Origin of the sequence: Undibacterium sp. MH2W (assembly GCF_049340215.1) — a bacterium.
In the GTDB taxonomy this organism is placed as follows: Bacteria; Pseudomonadota; Gammaproteobacteria; order Burkholderiales; family Burkholderiaceae_D; genus Undibacterium.
In genome coordinates this window covers 436,272-454,470 of record NZ_JBMPPA010000002.1, presented here as the reverse complement: position 1 = coordinate 454,470, position 18,199 = coordinate 436,272, and the positions used below count along the sequence as shown (strand labels likewise).

The window sequence follows — 18,199 nt, the reverse complement described above, 5'->3', positions numbered from 1 at the left end:
TGTGGCAAACCATTTCCGACGCACGCCGATCTACCTCGTTTTGATGCAGGCGTTCGCAGCACCCGCTTTTGCAGAAGCAGTAGCAACGCCAGATCCAACGCCAGTAGCAGCGCCAGCAGCTGACACAACAACCGTAACGATTGTTGGCGAAGGAAAAACACGTCAGGTTCAAGACATCACCAAAGAAGATTTGATGAAAGTCGTTCCTGGTACAAGCCCACTGAAAACATTGGATAAATTACCTGGCGTCGCATTTGAATCTGCCGATCCATTTGGTGCTTACGAGTGGTCGACACGTTTTAGCGCACGTGGTTTTAATCAAAACCATTTGGGCTTCACATTAGACAACGTCCCACTGGGCGACATGAGCTACGGCAACAACAACGGTTTGCACATTAGCCGTGCGATCTCCTCTGAAAACATTGGCCACGTGATCCTGTCTCAGGGTGCAGGTGATGTCGGCACAGCGTCAACAAGCAATCTGGGTGGTACTGTTCAGTTCTACTCGTCAGCACCAACCGATGAATTTGCTCTCACAGGCGCACAAACATTTGGTAGCGACAGCACATCCCGTACCTTCGCCCGTGTTGACACTGGTTTGTTATCGACAGGTACCAAGGCTTATCTGAGCGTGACACGTCAACGTGCTGATAAATCAAAAGGGAGTGGTTCACAAGATCAAAACCAATTCAACTCCAAACTGGTACAGAAGTTAGGCGACAATAACAAATTGTCCGCTTTCTATAACTACTCTGACCGTAAAGAAGTGGATTACCAAGACGTATCCATCGATATGGTGAACCGTCTGGGTTACAACTGGGACAACTACGCACCAGACTGGCAGCGCGCACTGAATGCAGCCAAAAAAATCTACACTGGCGGCGTCAATAGCCTCGACGATGCCTACTATCAAGGCAGTGGCTTACGTAAAGATAGCCTGATCGGCGCGACATTGGACAGCAACTTGTCGGACACCGTCACGCTCAAGACAACCGCTTACCACCATAGTAACGAAGGTCAAGGTCACTGGTACACACCGTATCAAGCATCGACAAACGGCTTGCCAATCTCTATTCGTACAACAGAATATTCGATCAGCCGTAACGGTTTGCTGTCTGATCTGACATGGGATCTGGGTCAACACACGATCAATGCTGGTTTCTGGGCTGAAAGAAGTCTGCACACCTTGTCCCGTAACTACTACGATGCAACAGGTCCACAGGATACAAACTATTTCCTGAGCAACCCAACAAGCGTTGTCTTTAAGCAGAACTTCACTACAGACACAACACAGTTCTACGCACAAGATACCGTGAGTCTGATGGATAACAAACTGAAGCTGAACTATGGCTTCAAATCTCCTTCCGTTAAGATTGACGCAGTGAGTGTTGTTGGCTCACGCGCTGCTGGTGAGATCAAGGCATCGAAAACCTTCTTACCACAAGTGGGTGTGAACTACGCGCTGACAAAAACAGACGAACTGTTTGCCAGCGTGACCCAAAATATGCGTGCGTTCCAACCAGGTGTGGATGGTCCATTCTCTCAAACGCAAGCAGCGTTCAACCTCGGTCAGCCAAATCTGAAACCAGAAACATCCACAACGCTCGACACAGGTTATCGCTTTAAGCGAAATGACTTCGTTGGTTCCGTTGCTGTGTACTACACGAAGTTCAATGATCGTTTGCTGTCTGTTGCTACATGCGCCGGTATCGTTGGTTGCCCAAGCACATTCGTGAACGTAGGCTCTGTTGAGAACAAAGGTATCGAAACAGCATTGTCGTATGCCGTATCTAAAGACGTGACTTGGTTCAATTCTTTCACTTACAACGATTCTCAGTACAAGTCTAACTATGTCGATGGCACAACGACCGTCAACATCGCTGGCAAACAAGTCGTTGATGCACCAAAAGTGATGTTCAAAACAGAACTGTCCTACGACACACCAGTATGGTTCGCACGCTCTGGTGCTAAATACACAGACAAGCGTTTCTATACTTACACCAATGATGCAAGTGTTCCTTCTTACTGGATCGTTGACCTGTCCGCAGGTTACAAACAAAAATCCATGGCAGGTCTGAAGGATGTATCGATCCAGTTGAACGTACAAAATGTCATGAACAAACAGTACTTCAGCACCATCGGTTCGAATGGCTTCCAAGCAAGCGATCCAACAGGTACAGCACAGACATTGTTGACTGGTGCACCACGTCAGTTCTTCATCTCGTTCAGCGGCAAAATGTAATTCTGAACCGATGTCGTAAAGACGAAAAAGCCGACGTAATCCGCGTCGGCTTTTTCTCTCTTTGATGACGATGTATTTTGACCACAAGAGACGCATAACGCCAGACCGAAAAACTTGTCTCTGTCATTAAATTGTCATGACAATATGAAACCATCTTTTTTGTCTGAAATTACGTAAAGAATATAAATGAATATCCTACGCCGCACCACACTCTCCGCCGCCATTCTCTGCGCGTCATTTGGCTTACTTTCTCAATCAAGTCTCGCTGCTGATAAGTTACGAATCCTGACGTGGGCTGATTATGTCCCTAAGGATGTCGCTGAACAGTTCACTAAAGAAACAGGTATTGCTGTTGAGCTGACCTTATCCAACAATGAAGAAATGATCTCTAAGTTGCGCGCAACAGGGGGAGCTGGTTTTGATCTGGTCCAACCAAGTCAAGACAGGATTGCTGGTCCAGCAACGGAGTTCGGTATTTATAAACCCATCGATCTGTCCAAAGTAAAAACGGCGCAATTCATGCCAGAGATGCTCGAAGCGACCAAGAAAGTCACGACAGTCAATGGTAAAACCTATGGCCTGCCTTTTTTCTGGGGTACAGATGGTTTAGTCATGGCCAGTAACAAAGTAAAAGTCGCTGATTACAGTGATCTGTGCAAACCAGAGTTACATGGAAAAGTCGCAGTCCGTCTCAAACGCCCAACCTTAATCGGCATGGCATTCTCCATGGGACTCGATCCATTTAAAGCCTATAACAATCCAAAGCAATACGAACAACTCATGCAACAAGCAGGGGACAAGCTCATCTCCTGTAAAAAGAATCTGAAGTATTTCTGGGAAAGCAAAGACCAATTGCTCAACGATTTGCGTACCGGCGAATTGCTCGCAGCCCAAATGTGGGATAGCGGTGGTTGGAAACTCAATTCCGAAAATCCTCATCTCAAATTTATCGCACCAAAATCGGGTGCACTCGGTTGGGTCGATGGTTTCGCGATTCCAGCACGTGGCAAGAATGATGCAGCGGCTTACGCCTGGATCAATTTTGTAACACGCCCTGAAATTGCTGGTCGCATGGCGAAAGCCGCACGCACCTTCACTGCTGTCAAGGATGCCGATCAATTCATGGATGCCAAAATGAAAGCGCAGTTTAATGAATCGTTCTCTGCGGATGCGTTGAAAAACATTAAATGGTATCCGGCGATTCCAGCAGGTTTGGAAGAACTGGACGGCAAAATTTTGGACAAAATCAAAGCGTCATAACAGCATTGTCCCTCGTCAGATATTTTACCCATAGCAGCCCATAGCAACCCATAGCAACTCATAGCAACCCCTAACAATTTATAGCGGCTTATCGCAAAACACAGTCATACAGCAATGCAGAAAGCGATAGCGGAAATAAGGAAGTCGTTTCCGCTATCGTTTCATGAACGGCACAATCACCGAACACATCACGCTGTCTGTTTTACTCCCGTTGTTACTCATTCATTTCTTTCACTATGCAGCCCTCTTCATCCGATGTGATCGACCTTGATATTCAAGGCGTATCCAAGCGTTATCAACTCAATGGCACCACGTTTACTGCGGTCGACAATCTGTCATTACAAATACCCAAAGGCCAGTTCTGCTCCATCCTAGGACCATCAGGATGTGGGAAAACGACGCTGCTGCGCATGGTCGCAGGCTTTATTGAACCTGACGATGGCGATATTGTTGTCGGTGGAAAAAGTATGCGCGGCGTCGCACCGAATCAACGTCCGGTCAATATGGTGTTCCAACACTTGGCCCTATTTCCGATGATGTCTGTCGGTGAAAACGTCGGCTATGGTTTGGCGCGGCGTCAGGTCAAGAAAGCAGACATCCAACACAAGGTCAAAGATATGCTAAGCCGGGTTGGCTTGCCCGGTATCGAAGACAAACGTATCGAACAACTATCTGGCGGTCAAAAACAGCGCGTCGCCATCGCGCGATCTTTGGTCCTTGAACCAACGCTGTTGTTACTCGACGAGCCGCTCGGTGCATTGGACCTCAAGTTGCGTGAGCACATGAAAGTCGAGCTCAAACAATTGCAGGCGCAAATCGGTACCACCTTTTTGTATATCACCCATGATCAATCAGAAGCGCTGGTCATGTCAGATATGGTGGCAGTGATGAACCACGGGAAATGTGAGCAAATCGGGACGCCGCAAGATCTGTATTACCGTCCAAAGACCAGTTTTGTCGCGGGTTTCGTCGGCAATGCCAACAAACTCTCCGGCCGGGCGCAAACGGGCATGACGAATCTGATTTCTGCGACCATCACTGACAACTTGGCTTTATTCTGCACATCAACAGAATCCTTTCATCCATCACAAGACGTTCAGTTATTTATCCGTCCTGAAGGTATTGCTATTAGCCGACAGCCATTTTCTTCTGATCACTATCCCAACCACCTGCGCGGTAAAGTAAGTAGCATTTTATTTGACGGCGCGAATTCGTCGGTCTTAGTCCGTCTGAACGATAGTGAGATATCGCTACAAGTGTCGTTACCTCAAAATGGACAGCTCAAGGATTTACAGCATGGCGATGACGTCCACCTTGCCATCAGTGCTGATAATGTTCAAGCCTTTGCCGCCTGAGTGACGCCATGATTACTAAGCAAAAAACATTACTCTTGTGGCTGCTACTCGCGCCAGCAGTGATTTGGCTCAGTCTGCTCATTATCCTGCCGCACCTTGAAATGCTCGTCTTGTCGCTGCGTACCCGCACCGCTCCCCAAGAATACGCATTTAGCTTACGTCAATATGCGACGTTCTTCGATGAACCGTTGTATTGGCATACGTTTTTACGAACTGCCGTCTTATCCCTGTCCGCGACCGCTATTTCTTTGGTTCTCGCATTTCCAGTCGCGTGGTACATCGCTAAGATCGCCGGCAATACCTCGAAGCCTCTCTTATTGGCGATGGTACTGCTGCCGTTTTGGGTGAGCGAAATGGTTCGTACATTGGGATGGATGATTTTATTGCGAGGCAATGGGGTGTTACCGCAATTGCTTTTTCATCTGGGCCTCACTTCGGAACCGATTGAACTGCTGTACAACGATGCCGCCATCCTGTTAGGTCTGGTGTATTCCTCGTTGCTGTTCATGTTAATCCCTTTGATTAATGCCTTAGAAACACTGGATGTAAGTCTGATCGAAGCCGCTTATGACCTTGGCGCACGTCCTTTGAACATCGTGCGACAAATCGTGATTCCCCATGCGGCGCCTGGTATCGCTGCGGGGACCATCATGGTGTTTATGCTGACACTTGGAAATTATCTGACGCCAGTGTTGTTAGGTGGAAAAAATTCAATGTGGTTCACCGAGCAAATTTATACCCAATTTATTACCCGATTTAATTGGGAACAAGGCGCTGCATTTGCGTTCCTGCTCTTGGGCTTATCGACCTCTTTGGTCTGGTGTGGCTTGAAATTAAGCCGTCAATCCTTTACTGCTGTCATGAGGCGTACATGATTCCAACAATTCCTCAGTCCGCAACCGTACGGACATTGCGACTCACTTATGTTGCAACTTTCTTTTTATTTTTATTTATTCCGCTGATTGTCGTCGTGGCATTTGCATTTAACGATGCCGCGTATCCGATGCCACCGTGGCATGGTTTTACACTCGATTGGTTTTTTGCGGATGGGAGCCAAGAGCGCACTGGTGTCTTTTTTGATCAAGATATTCAAACGAGTCTCTGGTACAGCTTCAAGGTGGCGGTGGCCGTCAGTAGCATGAGCGTCTTGCTCGGAACCTGTAATGCATTTTTGCTAGAACGTTTCCAATTTCGCGGTCAACAAGTGTTATCGGTCATGATGTTATTACCCTTAGTCATTCCAGGGGTCATTTTAGGGATTTCAATCCTCGCGCTGATGAGTCATATTGCGCAATTTGCGGAAGATGTCGCTGGATGGGAACTCGATTTCTTGCGCCCTGGCTTGGTATTGGTGACGATTGGACAAATTTCTTATATTGCCTCCATCACGACGCTGACCATCAGCGCACGTTTAAAACGTTTTGACGTCAGTCTAGAAGAGGCTGCGCTCAATCTCGGGGCGACGCGGTGGCAGATTTTTTACACGATCCTCTTGCCCTACCTCAAGCCAGCCCTGGTCGGTGCGGCAATGATCGCGTTTTTGTTGTCATTTGAAAATTTCAACACCACGTACATGCTTGCAGGGAGCGATGCCCCTTTGACTGTGATGATTTATGGTCGTATGAAAGATGGTGCGACGCCAGTTGTTAACGCCATCAGTTTGCTGTTGATGCTGTTGTCTGCGGGTGTGGTATTGGCGATGAATCTCAAAAAACCAAAAAGCAACAATCCCTAGCTAACCAAGGCCGCCAGTCACCTCGCTGCGGTCAGCACCTATTGTTTATCGAACCATCTCGAAGTAGTATTGCATTTACGCTAACTGTCAGATATCGTACATTCTCCTCCCGGAACGTTGTTTCGGGAGGAGAGCAGGTTGAACAGATACTGAGACCGTTCTACATTGTTTCCGTTCGGAAATATAAAATAGAATAAGGCGTGTGATGTCGTCTCTCTGGCGATACCGATGACTTTTCATGTCAAGGGATAGAGGTGATCAAATGAATGCAAGGGATCAGCAAGACGATAGCGACACGGCGATCTATATCAGCGCATGGCAGCATTCGTTGTTTCCTTTATTAGCGATCAATCGCGAGACGGGCCTGATTACCGCAGTCAATCAAGCAACAGAGGCGCTCACGGGGTTTGATCAAAGTGAACTTGTCGGGCAGCCCTATCTCTCCTTGCACTTCCTCGAAGAAGAAAAACTCGTTCGCCAGACGATCGAATCGGGTACGACGCCAACAGTCTTACGCAATGTTCACATCAGAAATAAAAATGGACTGCAAATCCCGCTAGAAATTTCGTTTGCATGCAACGTCGACGTTAACCAAACGCCCACCATTATTATCAGTTTCCGAGATGTGAGTTCCGCGTCGACCTCTGAGGTGGAGCTTCAGGTGAAAAAGTGGGAGCTGTCAGCGTATGCCACGGCGGTGACCGCCCTATCGAAAGCCACATCACGCGAAGAGCTGATGCAAGCAGTCTGTGATGCCCTCACCCATGAACATCGTTACGTCTTGGCCATGGTCGGGATAGCAGAAGACAATCCAGAAAAAAATGTCCGTATCGCCGCGGCATCCGGACGGAGCATTGCTTACATTGACGATCTGAAAATTAGTTGGTCCGCCGACTCCCCCGATGGACTCGGTCCGACGGGAATGGCAATTCGCAATGGCGAAATTCAGGTTGTCAGTGATGTTAGTACTCACTCTAATTTCAAGCCATGGAGCGATAGAGCGAAGCACGCCAAGATCAGTTCAAGTGCCACCATCCCTTTTGTGTTTGAACAACACCGGCGTGGTGCCTTGATGGTGTATTCCTCAGAAACCAGCACATTCGGTCCCGCCTTGATTGAATTATTTGAGCGACTTGCCAATGAAATCGCCCATGGTCTTGATTTCTTTTCTCATCTCGACATGATTGACGATGAAAGAAAGAAGACCCAAGCCGCTGAACTCAAACTCTCCATTGCATTGTTAGAAACAATCAAAGCCATGGCAAAAACCATGGAGAGTCGCGATCCCTACACTGCTGGACATCAGGATCGCGTATCCATTATTGCCTGTAAGATCGGAGAACGTCTTGGGTGGTCCAGTGAGCAGTTAAAAGCCTTGGAAATGGCCGCGCTGGTACATGATATTGGCAAAATTGCCGTGCCCATTGAAATTCTGACCAAGCCAAAGAGCTTGAGTGATGCCGAATTTACCCTCATCAAAGAACATCCTCTAAACGGTTATAACATTCTCAAGGACGTTCCTTTCCCGTGGCCTGTGGCAGAAATCGTGTATCAGCATCACGAAAAAATGGATGGTTCTGGCTACCCGCAAGGTTTACGTGGCGATGCCATCCTGCCTGAGGCACGCGTACTGGCGGTCGCCGATATCGTTGAAGCGATGGCTTCGTACCGACCTTACCGACCAGCACTCGGGATAGATTTCGCATTGCGAGAAATTCAAAGCCAAGCTGGGACACAACTCGACCCTGTGATCGTCGATGCTTGCGTCAAGCTCTTTAAAGAAGACCATTTTGAAGTGCCCGTCCCAGGACATCTACGTCCCGCCATGCCAGAAGCAGAGTGATTATGTTAAAACTGATCATCAACTCACTGCTGAGCAAGGATAACTTTTGATTGAATTAGTTTCCTTGGGTTAATGCAAAGCCTAACAACTTGTCCTACACTAGAGGTATTCGCGTTGATTGACACAGTCAACAGAGAATAATGAACAACGTTGAGTAGGCAATATCTATCGAAGTGACGGAGCACATGATGAGTATCAGTTCAATTGGCAGTAACAGCTATGCTAGCGAAGCAATCAGCAATAAGCTCGACCCAGCACAGGTGAAAAAAGCGTCAGAGAAAAATCATGATGCTAAACAAGCAACGCAAAGCGTGACATCGACACCTGCCGTATCGGTGCCTTCGTTTTCGGCAACGTCGTCGTCCTCCGCGACTTCTTCCTCGACGTCTTCTGCAGCCGCGGCACTGAGCCCAACGGTCAATACCTCAGGCGAGACCGTCGGGAAATTTGTGAGCGTCAAGGCATAACGACGCTCATCCCTTGGGACGTTCCGACGCCATTTGTTTCAAATAAATTAACAAATCATTCAGTTCGGCATCTGAAATAATCTCTTCTTGAAATCCTGGCATCATCGATTGTTGCCAGGTCCGGACCGATGCAGGTTGACGAATCAGCTTGCGCAAGGCGGCTTCCTGAAAATACTCTGTTGGATTCATCGGTAAGTTTAAGTCCGGACCAATGGCCGCATCACCACCTTGGTTTAAACGGTGACACGTCGCGCAATTCTTCGTAAAGACCTGCAAACCCCGCAGTGCAGCCGCTTGATTGGCTTGATCGGCATGGGGTACGAGCTGAGGATAGCGCGCTTCCAATGGGGTCGCCGTCGTGATTTTCGCGATCTGATAGGGCCACTGTTCACCTGAAATGTGTGACTTTTCGGGTGATAACCAAACGAGATAAAACGGACCTGCGCTGGGCTGACCAGGCTTCAAGGCCTCCCAGGGGTGCGCCGGATTTTCAATCGCCAACCACGCTTCTGCTTTTTGTGCCGCGTCCCCATTTGTCTGGAATAAATGATTCGGAATTGTCGCAACAAAGCCATCCAGTGCCGTAAATTGCAAACTGCCGTCGTCTGGCAACCCGGCAACAAGGGACTTCAATGGAACAGCCTGATAGGTTTGCTGGTGGTGATACGAGACATCATCAGGAATCACAATCGTGGCGAGTGCAGGCGACTGCAACAACATGGCGCGTGTGAGGGTCGTTGCTTTCCCATCGACTTGCAACTGAAGAACCGCACCGGTCGTCGATGAGGTGGCAGTGTCAGGCGTCGGTAAAGCGCAAGCGGCAAGTAAAAAGCAACTCGATAGTGCAATCTGCTGTAAAAATCGGGTAGCACGTTTGTTCATGATGGGTCCACATGCAAGGGTAAGAGAGAACACGTATTATCTCGTGCTTTCACGCGAGAAGGAAAAAAGGAAAGATTTTCAGACAATTTACCATGAATAAGAATCTCTTCTTTTTCTTAATGAGAATCACTTTTTTTGATCGCTTTATTTTGTCCGCTTTACTCTAGTTTTATCGGCACGCTTTGTCGATTTGCCCATAAAATGTGCTGCATCAGACGGGCAGTCACCATACAATGACACCTGAAAACCGAAAATGACTATCTCGCTCCGTTGATGGCTGAAACACGCCCCTCATTTTCATTGCATCGCCCTTATTTCATTCAAACAGATATTCCATGAACAACACTGATTTCCACGATGAACACGACAGCCCGCAATACAGCGCCGCCGAGAGAGCGAAGGCGACTTCGCGTAGTACCTGGGTCAGTGTCGCCGTTAATGTATGCCTGAGTTTTTTTCAGATTACGATAGGGATCATCAGTAAGTCTCAAGGTCTTGTCGCTGACGGTATTCACTCGCTGTCTGACTTGGTTGCTGATTTCGTGGTGCTTTTTGCGAGTCATCATAGTAAAAAAGATGCCGATGAAGATCACCCCTATGGACATCATCGCTTTGAAAATGGTGCATCCCTCGCACTGGGTCTCATTCTCCTTTTAGTGGGTCTGGGGATGTTGTGGTCGGCTTTCCTTAAATTACAAGCACCTGAAACGATCCCTCGGGTGCAGCAAATTGCCTTGTGGGTTGCTTGTGTCGCCTTGGTGTCGAAAGAGCTTCTCTTCCGTTATATGCTGGCTGTCGCCCGCCGAGTGAAATCAAGCATGCTCGTTGCTAACGCGTGGCATGCGAGGTCGGATGCTGCCTCCTCCTTGGTCGTTGCATTGGGTATTATTGGTAACCTCGCTGGCTATCCCATTCTTGATCCAATCGCCGCGTCCATCGTTGGGTTTATGATCGCCAAAATGGGATGGGAATTTGGCTGGGAAGCATTGAACGACCTCATGGATCGCGCTGCCGACGATGATGAAGTCCAGGCTATTCGCCGCACGCTGCAAGAAACACCCGGCGTGATCGGCGTCCATGACGTGAACACCCGCAAAATGGGCGATATGATCGTGGTCGATGCCCATATTGAAGTGGATGGCGACATCACCGTCGAAGAAGGACACGATATCGCCGTTGACGCCAGAAAACGTGTCATGCAACACCATCGTGTGCTCAATCTGATGACCCATATTGATCCTTGGCGTCGGCCAGATCGTGATCATGAACACTGAGAGAGATCATGTTGAGGTCCATCTCAATCCCGCATCGTGGTGGTCCGTTTTTATTATTTTTTTGCGACTCGGACTGACCTCTTTCGGTGGACCGATTGCACATCTTGGCTATTTTCAGAAAGAATTCGTCCAGAAGAGGGCATGGATGACGGCAAGCGAGTACGCCGACTTGGTCGCGCTTTGTCAGTTTTTGCCGGGTCCTGCGAGTAGTCAGGTTGGTATCGGTCTTGGACTTCTGCGCGCTGGCATCCCGGGCTCGATCGCTGCCTTTTTAGGGTTCACCCTGCCTTCTGCGGTGGTGATGGGCGGATTTGCATTGGTCTATGAGCAATTATGGAAGGCTGGTAGCGGTGGTTTTCTCCATGGCTTTCAACTGGTCTCGGTCGCCGTTGTTGCTCAGGCGTTGTGGACCATGGCGAAGAGTTTTTCTCAAGGTTGGATACGAAGCGCGATTACCGCATTTTCTGCCATAGGGATCATTGTTCTGCCGCCAACGATAGGCCAAATCATTGTCATCACCCTTGCCGGTTTCCTTGGGTTGACGTGGCTGCATGTCGAGGTACCGCCGCCATCACAAGCACGCAAACGACAAGCCTCGACAGCCACCGCCATTTTTTCGCTCAGTTTGTTTTTTGCTTTATTAGCAGGCTTACCTCTCCTTGCGCATGCGTTGCCAGTGTATCCCCTCCAATTGATCGACTGTTTTTTTAGGACAGGTGCGTTGGTATTTGGCGGTGGCCATGTCGTCCTGCCATTACTGGAGACGCAAGTGGTCCAGCATGGCTGGGTCACGCAAGATGCATTTCTTGTCGGATATGGGGCAACACAAGCGATGCCCGGTCCCTTGTTCACCTTTGCCGCATTTTTAGGGGCTATTTCATCGCAAACACCCTCTGGTTGGATCGGTGCAATGATTGCCATCGTGGCAATTTTCTTGCCGGCATTTTTGCTTGTGATTGGAGCGATGCCGTTTTGGGAACAAATACGCCACCACCAAGTTGCGAGAAACGCCTTGTCAGGCATCAACGCGGGAGTCGTTGGCATGTTGTTAGCCGCCTTTTATCACCCTCTCTGGACAAGTGCGATCCTCACGCCAAGAGACTTCTTTGTTGCCATTACTGCCTTGCTCCTCCTGACGGTCGCACGACTTTCAGCGTGGCTAACGGTCATCATGACGGTTACTCTTTCTGGCCTTTTCTTGTCCTGAAAAAAAAGAATCCTCCAGCGTCGAACGTAGGAAACCAAAACGAATGTAAGTTATCTAACAAGATAAGCGACTACGATCAGATGGACGGCGATCGCGCCTTCCCCCATGAACAATGAAGGATTTAATGCATGAGATCAATCACCCGCCTTTCCCTGGTCCTGTTACTTGCCCTGTCTCGCGTCGCGCATGCTGATAGTTTCAAACTCTTGAGTGATGATATCCACGAAGGTCAGCGACTTCACAATGAACAGGTGTATCAAGGATTTGGTTGTCACGGAGGCAATCTCTCCCCTGCGTTATCATGGCAAGGCGCGCCGGAAGGAACAAAAAGTTTTGCAGTGACCGTGTTTGATCCCGATGCGCCGGGAGGTCATGGGTGGTGGCATTGGACCCTCGTCAATATTCCCTCAACAGTCAATCACCTTGCCAAAGGCGTCAGCAAGCAACGTGGCACATTGCCATCCGGTGCGGTTGAAGGGAAAACCGATTTCGAACAAACCGGGTTTGGCGGCGCTTGTCCGCCAGTGGGTGATAAGCCGCATCGCTATCAGTTCACTGTCTGGGCGTTACAGAAAACCACGATTGACATCCATGAACACAACGATGGTGCCAGCGTCAACAAGGTGCTCGAAGCGAACGCGATCGCTAAAGCGTCGATCACTGCGATATATGGTCGATAGCGTCAGATTCTTGCACGCTCAACACATCCCGCTCGCAAGATCGATCAACAAAGAGGTCATCAAAACAGACCTCTTTGATATCAACGTCAAAGAGGTCTTTGACATGCGCCTTCGCCGTTAAATTAACAGCCACTGACCTTTAAATAAAATCGGTCCTGATGGTTTTTCGGGATTGCTTGAACCGCCTTTCGGCTCCAAGGAAATAGCAAGTACGGCTTGTTCTTGGGTGCGCATATGATCAGGCATACGCAAAGTCGCCTGACCGGCGCTGGCGATCAAACCTAACGAGTGTACCTTGCCTTCTTTTGAAATCGACCATAGCTCCAGACTCTGATCCGGACGAATCGTCTGCGCGCTCACCATCCGCACAACGAGTTCGCCACGCTGTTTGTCGCCGGTAATCAGCGCGATGGCTTGGGCTTTGTCATCGGTCAGAGTCGCCACATAGTGGCCGCTGACAGGTCCTGTGGGTTCACGTTCCAACGTGCTCAACAACACCGATAATAAAATCATCACAGCCGCCGTCGATACCAAGCCCAAACCGCGCCAGAAGGCCAAGTCTTGTCTTAAGTCGCGCCAGAAGCGCCAGCGATCAGGCGTCACCTCCTGTTTGACCTGTTCGAGACCGATACGCTGGCGGATATGCTCCCAGACTTGCGGCGAAGGTGCGACGGCGGGGGCAATTTCTGCCATCGGTAACAGATGCGACTCCCATTGACGAACCAGATGTCGCAAGCCCGCCTCGGTTTGCAACCAGCTCTCGAAGCGACGCCGTGCACCACCACGTAAAGTACCCAACACATATTGCGCAGCTAACTGATGTTGCAAGCGGTGATTCGCCATCACTGTCTGTACGTTCATACGGCCTCCTTGCGATTGAGGCAGATACGTAACTTATCGAGCCCTCTGCGTATCCACGTTTTGACCGTGCCGATGGGCAGACTTAACTGCTGTGCGACTTCAGAATGGGAAAGATCATGAAAGAAGGCCAGCGCCATCGCCTGACGATGTGCACTTTCCAGTCGCGACATACACGCCGTTAATGCACGTGCATCCTGACTCAGCTCCAATTGCCGTGCGGGGGTGGGCTCTGTGCTTTCCAGTGCTTGTAAGACATCCATATCAAAATCCTCTCCGTCGATTTCCACGTCATGATCCAAACGACGCAATTGATCAATTGCCCGGTGACGAACAATAGTGATCAACCAGGTCATAGGGGCGGCGAGGCTGGATTGGTAACTACCCGCGTTGTGCCAGATATTGACGTAACTCTCTTGCAATACCTCTTCTGCCAGCTCTCGCTTATGCAATATACGCAGCGCATAGCCAAACAGTTTCGCCGAAGTGGCATCGTAAAGCGCCTGAAATGCACGCCCATCCTGTTTTGCAATCGCGCTCAGCCAATGGTGTAGCTGGCTGGCATCAGTCGTGGCAGTCGCCTGTGTCAACGGAGTCTCCCTCAGATGAGATCAAAAATAATTGGATTAGCTGTGATTGTAACGATTTTTTTAAACTCGCTACGGGGTGGTCACGCTGAAACCACAGAAGTGCGATTTATTTCTTTTTTTTGAAAATAGTTGAATCCGATACGTTTCTGCTTGCGTATCAGTCTACAGGTCATCGCGCTCAGGGCATCATTGCTAGGCGGCGATGTTTTCTGGTGCATTTCAAAGGAACCATCATGCAATTAACAAAATGCTTACGTTATGCTGGCCTGGCGTCAGGGTTGGCAATCGCTACGCAGATCAGTCACGCGCAGGAAATGACATATCCTGATATGGGAAAATTGACCGCAACGGGCGGTGTCAGCAGCGTTGAAGGTGCTGGCGGTGGCGGTATCACCCCATGGGCCTTGATCACAGGTTACGGCAGCCGAGATAGCTTTGGTGCCAATGCGCACGTCACACGCATTTCTACGCAAGACTATGGTCTCACCTCATACGGTGTCGCCGTTGGTATCGCAGACCGCGTCGAACTCTCGATTGCGAATCAAGAATTTACAGGCAGCTTAGCCCCCCTCAATGCCCTCAGAATCACCCAAGACATCGTGGGTATCAAGGTCAAAGTGGCGGGTGACGCTGTCTATGATCAAGATAGCTGGATGCCTCAGATCGCTGTCGGTGCGATGATGAAGCGCAACACCGGCATTACCGGACTGGAAGCACTGGGCGTCACCAATGTCAAACAACTGGGCGCAAAAGACGACCATGGTGTCGATTACTACGTCTCCGCGACCAAAATTTTGTTAGACCAAAGCGTTCTGTTGAATGGCACTGTGCGTATGACCAAAGCCAATCAGATGGGTATTCTGGGTTTTGGCGGCGATAAAAAAGATCACTACGAAGCGATGTTTGAGGGATCGGCCGCCTATCTGATTAACCGCAAACTCGCGGCTGGCGTCGAATACCGCATGAAGCCCCGTAATCTGACGGTCGATAATGAGAAAGCGTATTACGACGCCTTTGTCGCCTGGTTCCCCACAAAAAATGTCTCCGTCACGGCAGCTTACGCACGGCTTGGCGATATCACTGTGTTTAATCCTAAAGATCAGCGCGGCTGGTATTTATCGGTACAGACTGGGTTCTGATCACCGCTTCCTTTTTTGCTGATGAGCGATCCAATTTTTTGAAAGACAATACAAATGACACACACTACGTTCTCCCTATCAATACCTGCAATGAAGACCCGCTTGACCATGCTCGCTGGTGTCATCGCCTTGGGCTTATCACTGCAGACCATGGCTTTCGCAGAAACAACTAACGATGCGGTCTACCAAGGATTAGGACAAAAAGAGGGCATCGCTCGCTTTGTTCAAGACTTCGTTGAAATCATTACGACCGATCATCGGATCAGCGCAGCATTTGCCGAAACAGATAAAGAACGCTTGGGCTTTATGCTGACGGAACAATTTTGTGAACTCAGTGGTGGTCCTTGCAAATACAGCGGCAAAGATATGAGTACAGCGCATCAACAAATGCATATCACCAATGCGCAATTCAATGCGTTGGCAGAAGATTTGCAAATCGCTATGGATAAACATGGCGTTGCCTCCTCTGTGCAAAATAAACTGATCGCAAAGCTTGCACCCATGCAGCGTGCTGTTGTGACGAAATAAGCGAATGATCATGCATGCTACTTTTCTCACTCGTTTATGGAACGTGCCGCAGCATTTCATCGCTCGGGGTGTCATCGAGATTCGCCGACATCAGCGACGTTTAATTCTCATTGGGTTGATGCTGACCGGCAGTATCGTCGTAGGACAAACTTATGCAGCCGATCTTGTTGCCACCGCCGTGGATAAAAATGGTAATCCGATGCCGGATGTGATTGTCTACGCGACGCCATTACATGGATCACTGCCCCCACTGACCAAAACGGCAGATGCCGTGATCAGTCAGAGTGGCATGCAGTTTTCTCCCTACGTCACAGCCGTACGCACAGGTACACAAGTTGTCTTTCCGAACTATGACAAGATGGAACATCACGTCAAATCGTTCTCAGCGGCGAAAGAGTTTGAAATTAAAACCTACGACAAAGGCGTGACACCACCACCTGTCTTATTCGACAAGCCGGGTATCGTTGTCGTGTACTGTTTGCTGCACAATTGGATGCGTGCCTATGTCTTGGTGCTCGACACGCCCTATTTTGCAAAGTCGGATAGTAATGGTGTAACTCGCATTGAGCACTTACCTGCCGGTGAATACAAACTTGAGGCATGGCACCCGAACATGGGCAGTATCAAACCACCGCTCAATCAACACGTGAATGTGGCGGCAGAGAATCCCACGGTGCATTTTCAGTTTGATTTTGTACCGATTGCACGAAAGATGAAGTAAGACGAAAAAAGACGACTAGCTCGATGCTTGGAACGCAGCACAAGGGAATGTGGTCAATGGGATCGCCGTCAACCCATCGATCCTATTTCTGTTCGTTCCAAGCAGCGAGAATTTTATTGAGACTACCATCGGCTATCATGGTATTGAGCGCCGCGTCCAAACGATCAATGATGCCGTTGGCATCGGGGACACTGTGCGCGATGGCAAAGTAATTGGGATCTAATGCCACAGCGGTTTTTTGGATCGTTAAATCTTCAAAGGGAATATCGGCCAGACGAGCATTCATTCTTACTGCGGCGACTCCACCCGGCATAATAGCGCCGTCGATTCTTCCCATCGCCAGTTTTTTCAGCCGCAATTTAGAACTGCTGTCTTCATCGACGGTCACGAGGGAGAGTTCATTGGCAAATTTCTCGCCATATTTTGAGCCACGATTGACACCGACGACCTTTCCCTTCAGATCAGCAAGGCTATTCGCAACCATGTGCTTGTTTTTCATCGTCACAATCAGCACTCTATCGACGACCACCGGCACTGAATAACGATAAATTTTTTCTCTCTCTGGAAGAAGAGACAAACCACAGATGATTCCTTCTCCGTGCTCAGCCATATTCACGGCTCGGGCCCATGGTACGGCAACAATATGAATATCAAACCCTGCACGGCGCCCTGCTTCCATCGCAATCTCTGGTAAATAGCCATCCGGATTACCTTCTGCGTTAACGAACATCTTTGGCGCGCTGTCGCTACTAATGATCATCGTTAACGCTTGCGGCGCTGCGTTTGTCAAAGTGCAACATAAACTCAGGCACACGCTCAACAACAGACGGCGATAGTGTCGGTAGCTTCGATCCAACAGCTCAAAACAAGCATACATTCTCAACAACATGTTGACTCTCAATATCTGAAAACTTCCGACCGATCGCAAAGGCGCGACCAGACAGCACAGCGTGACGATTTGTTGCCAATCAATTGTTGCCTTCTCCGTGCAACAACAATGATCACAGCGAAACCACAGACTCCATTATTACCACCATTAGAAAATACAACAAAGTTTTTCGTCTCATATTGGACAAAAGACCGCAAAAAATATAGTATCCCCCCCTATATTTTTGTCGAGGATTCAATGAGTCATACCATCCGTGAAAAGCAAAGACTGTTAAACCGTGTTCGTCGTATTCGTGGACAAATTGATGCCGTAGAGAGGGCATTAATTCAGGAATCGGATTGCAACGAGGTACTTCAACTCATCACGAGTTGCCGAGGAGCCATGAATGGTTTATTGACAAATGTCTTAGAGGATCACATCCGCACGCATCTGGTGGAGGCAGAAGATGAACACCTTGGCAAGCACGGCGATGCACGTGAACAACTGATTAGCGTTGTTCGTAGCTATTTTAAATAACCCTACTTTGTTG

General features: G+C 49.0%; 18 protein-coding genes. 14 read left to right on the top strand and 4 right to left on the bottom strand.

Annotated elements, in window-relative coordinates; genetic code table 11:
- Position 1 precedes the first annotated feature (1 nt).
- The 7 genes from ACO0K2_RS06295 (at position 2) to ACO0K2_RS06265 (ending at position 8,902) form a co-directional block, all read left to right on the top strand.
- Positions 2-2,242, top strand: coding sequence for a TonB-dependent receptor (locus ACO0K2_RS06295; protein ID WP_423016895.1), 2,241 nt, complete (start codon positions 2-4; stop codon positions 2,240-2,242).
- 186 nt (positions 2,243-2,428) lie between these two features.
- Positions 2,429-3,502, top strand: coding sequence for an extracellular solute-binding protein (locus ACO0K2_RS06290; protein WP_423016893.1), 1,074 nt, complete (start codon positions 2,429-2,431; stop codon positions 3,500-3,502).
- 236 nt (positions 3,503-3,738) lie between these two features.
- The gene (locus tag ACO0K2_RS06285; RefSeq protein WP_423016891.1) at positions 3,739-4,857 is read left to right on the top strand and encodes an ABC transporter ATP-binding protein; all 1,119 of its coding nucleotides are present in this window, start codon (positions 3,739-3,741) and stop codon (positions 4,855-4,857) included.
- A gap of 8 nt (positions 4,858-4,865) precedes the next feature.
- A complete protein-coding gene (locus tag ACO0K2_RS06280; protein WP_423016888.1) occupies positions 4,866-5,732 on the top strand; it encodes an ABC transporter permease in 867 nt (288 codons plus the stop codon).
- Positions 5,729-6,592, top strand: coding sequence for an ABC transporter permease (locus ACO0K2_RS06275; RefSeq protein ID WP_423016886.1), 864 nt, complete (start codon positions 5,729-5,731; stop codon positions 6,590-6,592). The genes ACO0K2_RS06280 and ACO0K2_RS06275 overlap by 4 nt, the downstream gene beginning before the upstream one ends.
- Positions 6,593-6,854: 262 nt before the next feature.
- Positions 6,855-8,435: an HD domain-containing phosphohydrolase gene (locus ACO0K2_RS06270; RefSeq protein WP_423016884.1), complete on the top strand. Its 1,581-nt coding sequence runs from the start codon at positions 6,855-6,857 to the stop codon at positions 8,433-8,435.
- A gap of 188 nt (positions 8,436-8,623) precedes the next feature.
- Complete coding sequence (locus ACO0K2_RS06265) at positions 8,624-8,902, top strand: hypothetical protein (RefSeq protein WP_423016882.1); 279 nt, start codon at positions 8,624-8,626, stop codon at positions 8,900-8,902.
- Between the two features lie 6 nt (positions 8,903-8,908).
- Here ACO0K2_RS06265 and ACO0K2_RS06260 read toward each other — a convergent pair whose 3' ends face one another.
- On the bottom strand, positions 8,909-9,784 hold the full coding sequence (locus tag ACO0K2_RS06260; RefSeq protein ID WP_423016880.1) for a c-type cytochrome: 876 nt from the start codon (positions 9,782-9,784) through the stop codon (positions 8,909-8,911).
- 335 nt (positions 9,785-10,119) lie between these two features.
- Between ACO0K2_RS06260 and ACO0K2_RS06255 the strand changes: the two genes are divergently transcribed.
- From ACO0K2_RS06255 to ACO0K2_RS06245, 3 genes are all read left to right on the top strand, one after another.
- Positions 10,120-11,058, top strand: a complete 939-nt coding sequence (locus ACO0K2_RS06255; RefSeq protein ID WP_423016878.1) for a cation diffusion facilitator family transporter — start codon at positions 10,120-10,122, stop codon at positions 11,056-11,058.
- Positions 11,048-12,265, top strand: coding sequence for a chromate efflux transporter (gene chrA, locus ACO0K2_RS06250; protein ID WP_423016876.1), 1,218 nt, complete (start codon positions 11,048-11,050; stop codon positions 12,263-12,265). Before ACO0K2_RS06255 ends, chrA begins: the two co-directional genes overlap by 11 nt.
- Positions 12,266-12,393: 128 nt before the next feature.
- Entirely contained in the window at positions 12,394-12,945 is a 552-nt protein-coding gene (locus tag ACO0K2_RS06245) for a YbhB/YbcL family Raf kinase inhibitor-like protein (protein WP_423016874.1), read from the top strand.
- A 117-nt stretch (positions 12,946-13,062) separates the two neighbouring features.
- Here the strand turns inward: ACO0K2_RS06245 and ACO0K2_RS06240 are convergent, their stop codons facing one another.
- Positions 13,063-13,806 (bottom strand): anti-sigma factor, encoded by a 744-nt coding sequence (locus tag ACO0K2_RS06240; protein WP_423016872.1) that lies wholly within the window; start codon positions 13,804-13,806, stop codon positions 13,063-13,065.
- Positions 13,803-14,393: a sigma-70 family RNA polymerase sigma factor gene (locus ACO0K2_RS06235; RefSeq protein WP_423016870.1), complete on the bottom strand. Its 591-nt coding sequence runs from the start codon at positions 14,391-14,393 to the stop codon at positions 13,803-13,805. Before ACO0K2_RS06235 ends, ACO0K2_RS06240 begins: the two co-directional genes overlap by 4 nt.
- Positions 14,394-14,707: 314 nt before the next feature.
- On the opposite strand from ACO0K2_RS06235, the gene ACO0K2_RS06230 reads away from it, so the two are divergent.
- From ACO0K2_RS06230 to ACO0K2_RS06220, 3 genes are read left to right on the top strand one after another with little or no spacing between them, the layout of a single operon-like run.
- Positions 14,708-15,532, top strand: a complete 825-nt coding sequence (locus tag ACO0K2_RS06230) for a DUF3034 family protein (RefSeq protein WP_423017466.1) — start codon at positions 14,708-14,710, stop codon at positions 15,530-15,532.
- A 54-nt stretch (positions 15,533-15,586) separates the two neighbouring features.
- Positions 15,587-16,060: a group I truncated hemoglobin gene (locus ACO0K2_RS06225; protein WP_423016868.1), complete on the top strand. Its 474-nt coding sequence runs from the start codon at positions 15,587-15,589 to the stop codon at positions 16,058-16,060.
- Between the two features lie 10 nt (positions 16,061-16,070).
- Positions 16,071-16,781 (top strand): methylamine utilization protein, encoded by a 711-nt coding sequence (locus ACO0K2_RS06220; RefSeq protein WP_423016866.1) that lies wholly within the window; start codon positions 16,071-16,073, stop codon positions 16,779-16,781.
- Positions 16,782-16,863: 82 nt separating this feature from the next.
- Here the strand turns inward: ACO0K2_RS06220 and ACO0K2_RS06215 are convergent, their stop codons facing one another.
- Positions 16,864-17,670 carry a substrate-binding periplasmic protein gene (locus ACO0K2_RS06215; protein WP_423016864.1) on the bottom strand — a complete coding sequence of 269 codons (807 nt, stop codon included), beginning with the start codon at positions 17,668-17,670 and terminating at the stop codon, positions 16,864-16,866.
- 237 nt (positions 17,671-17,907) lie between these two features.
- On the opposite strand from ACO0K2_RS06215, the gene ACO0K2_RS06210 reads away from it, so the two are divergent.
- Positions 17,908-18,186: a metal/formaldehyde-sensitive transcriptional repressor gene (locus ACO0K2_RS06210; RefSeq protein WP_423016862.1), complete on the top strand. Its 279-nt coding sequence runs from the start codon at positions 17,908-17,910 to the stop codon at positions 18,184-18,186.
- Positions 18,187-18,199: the final 13 nt, after the last annotated feature.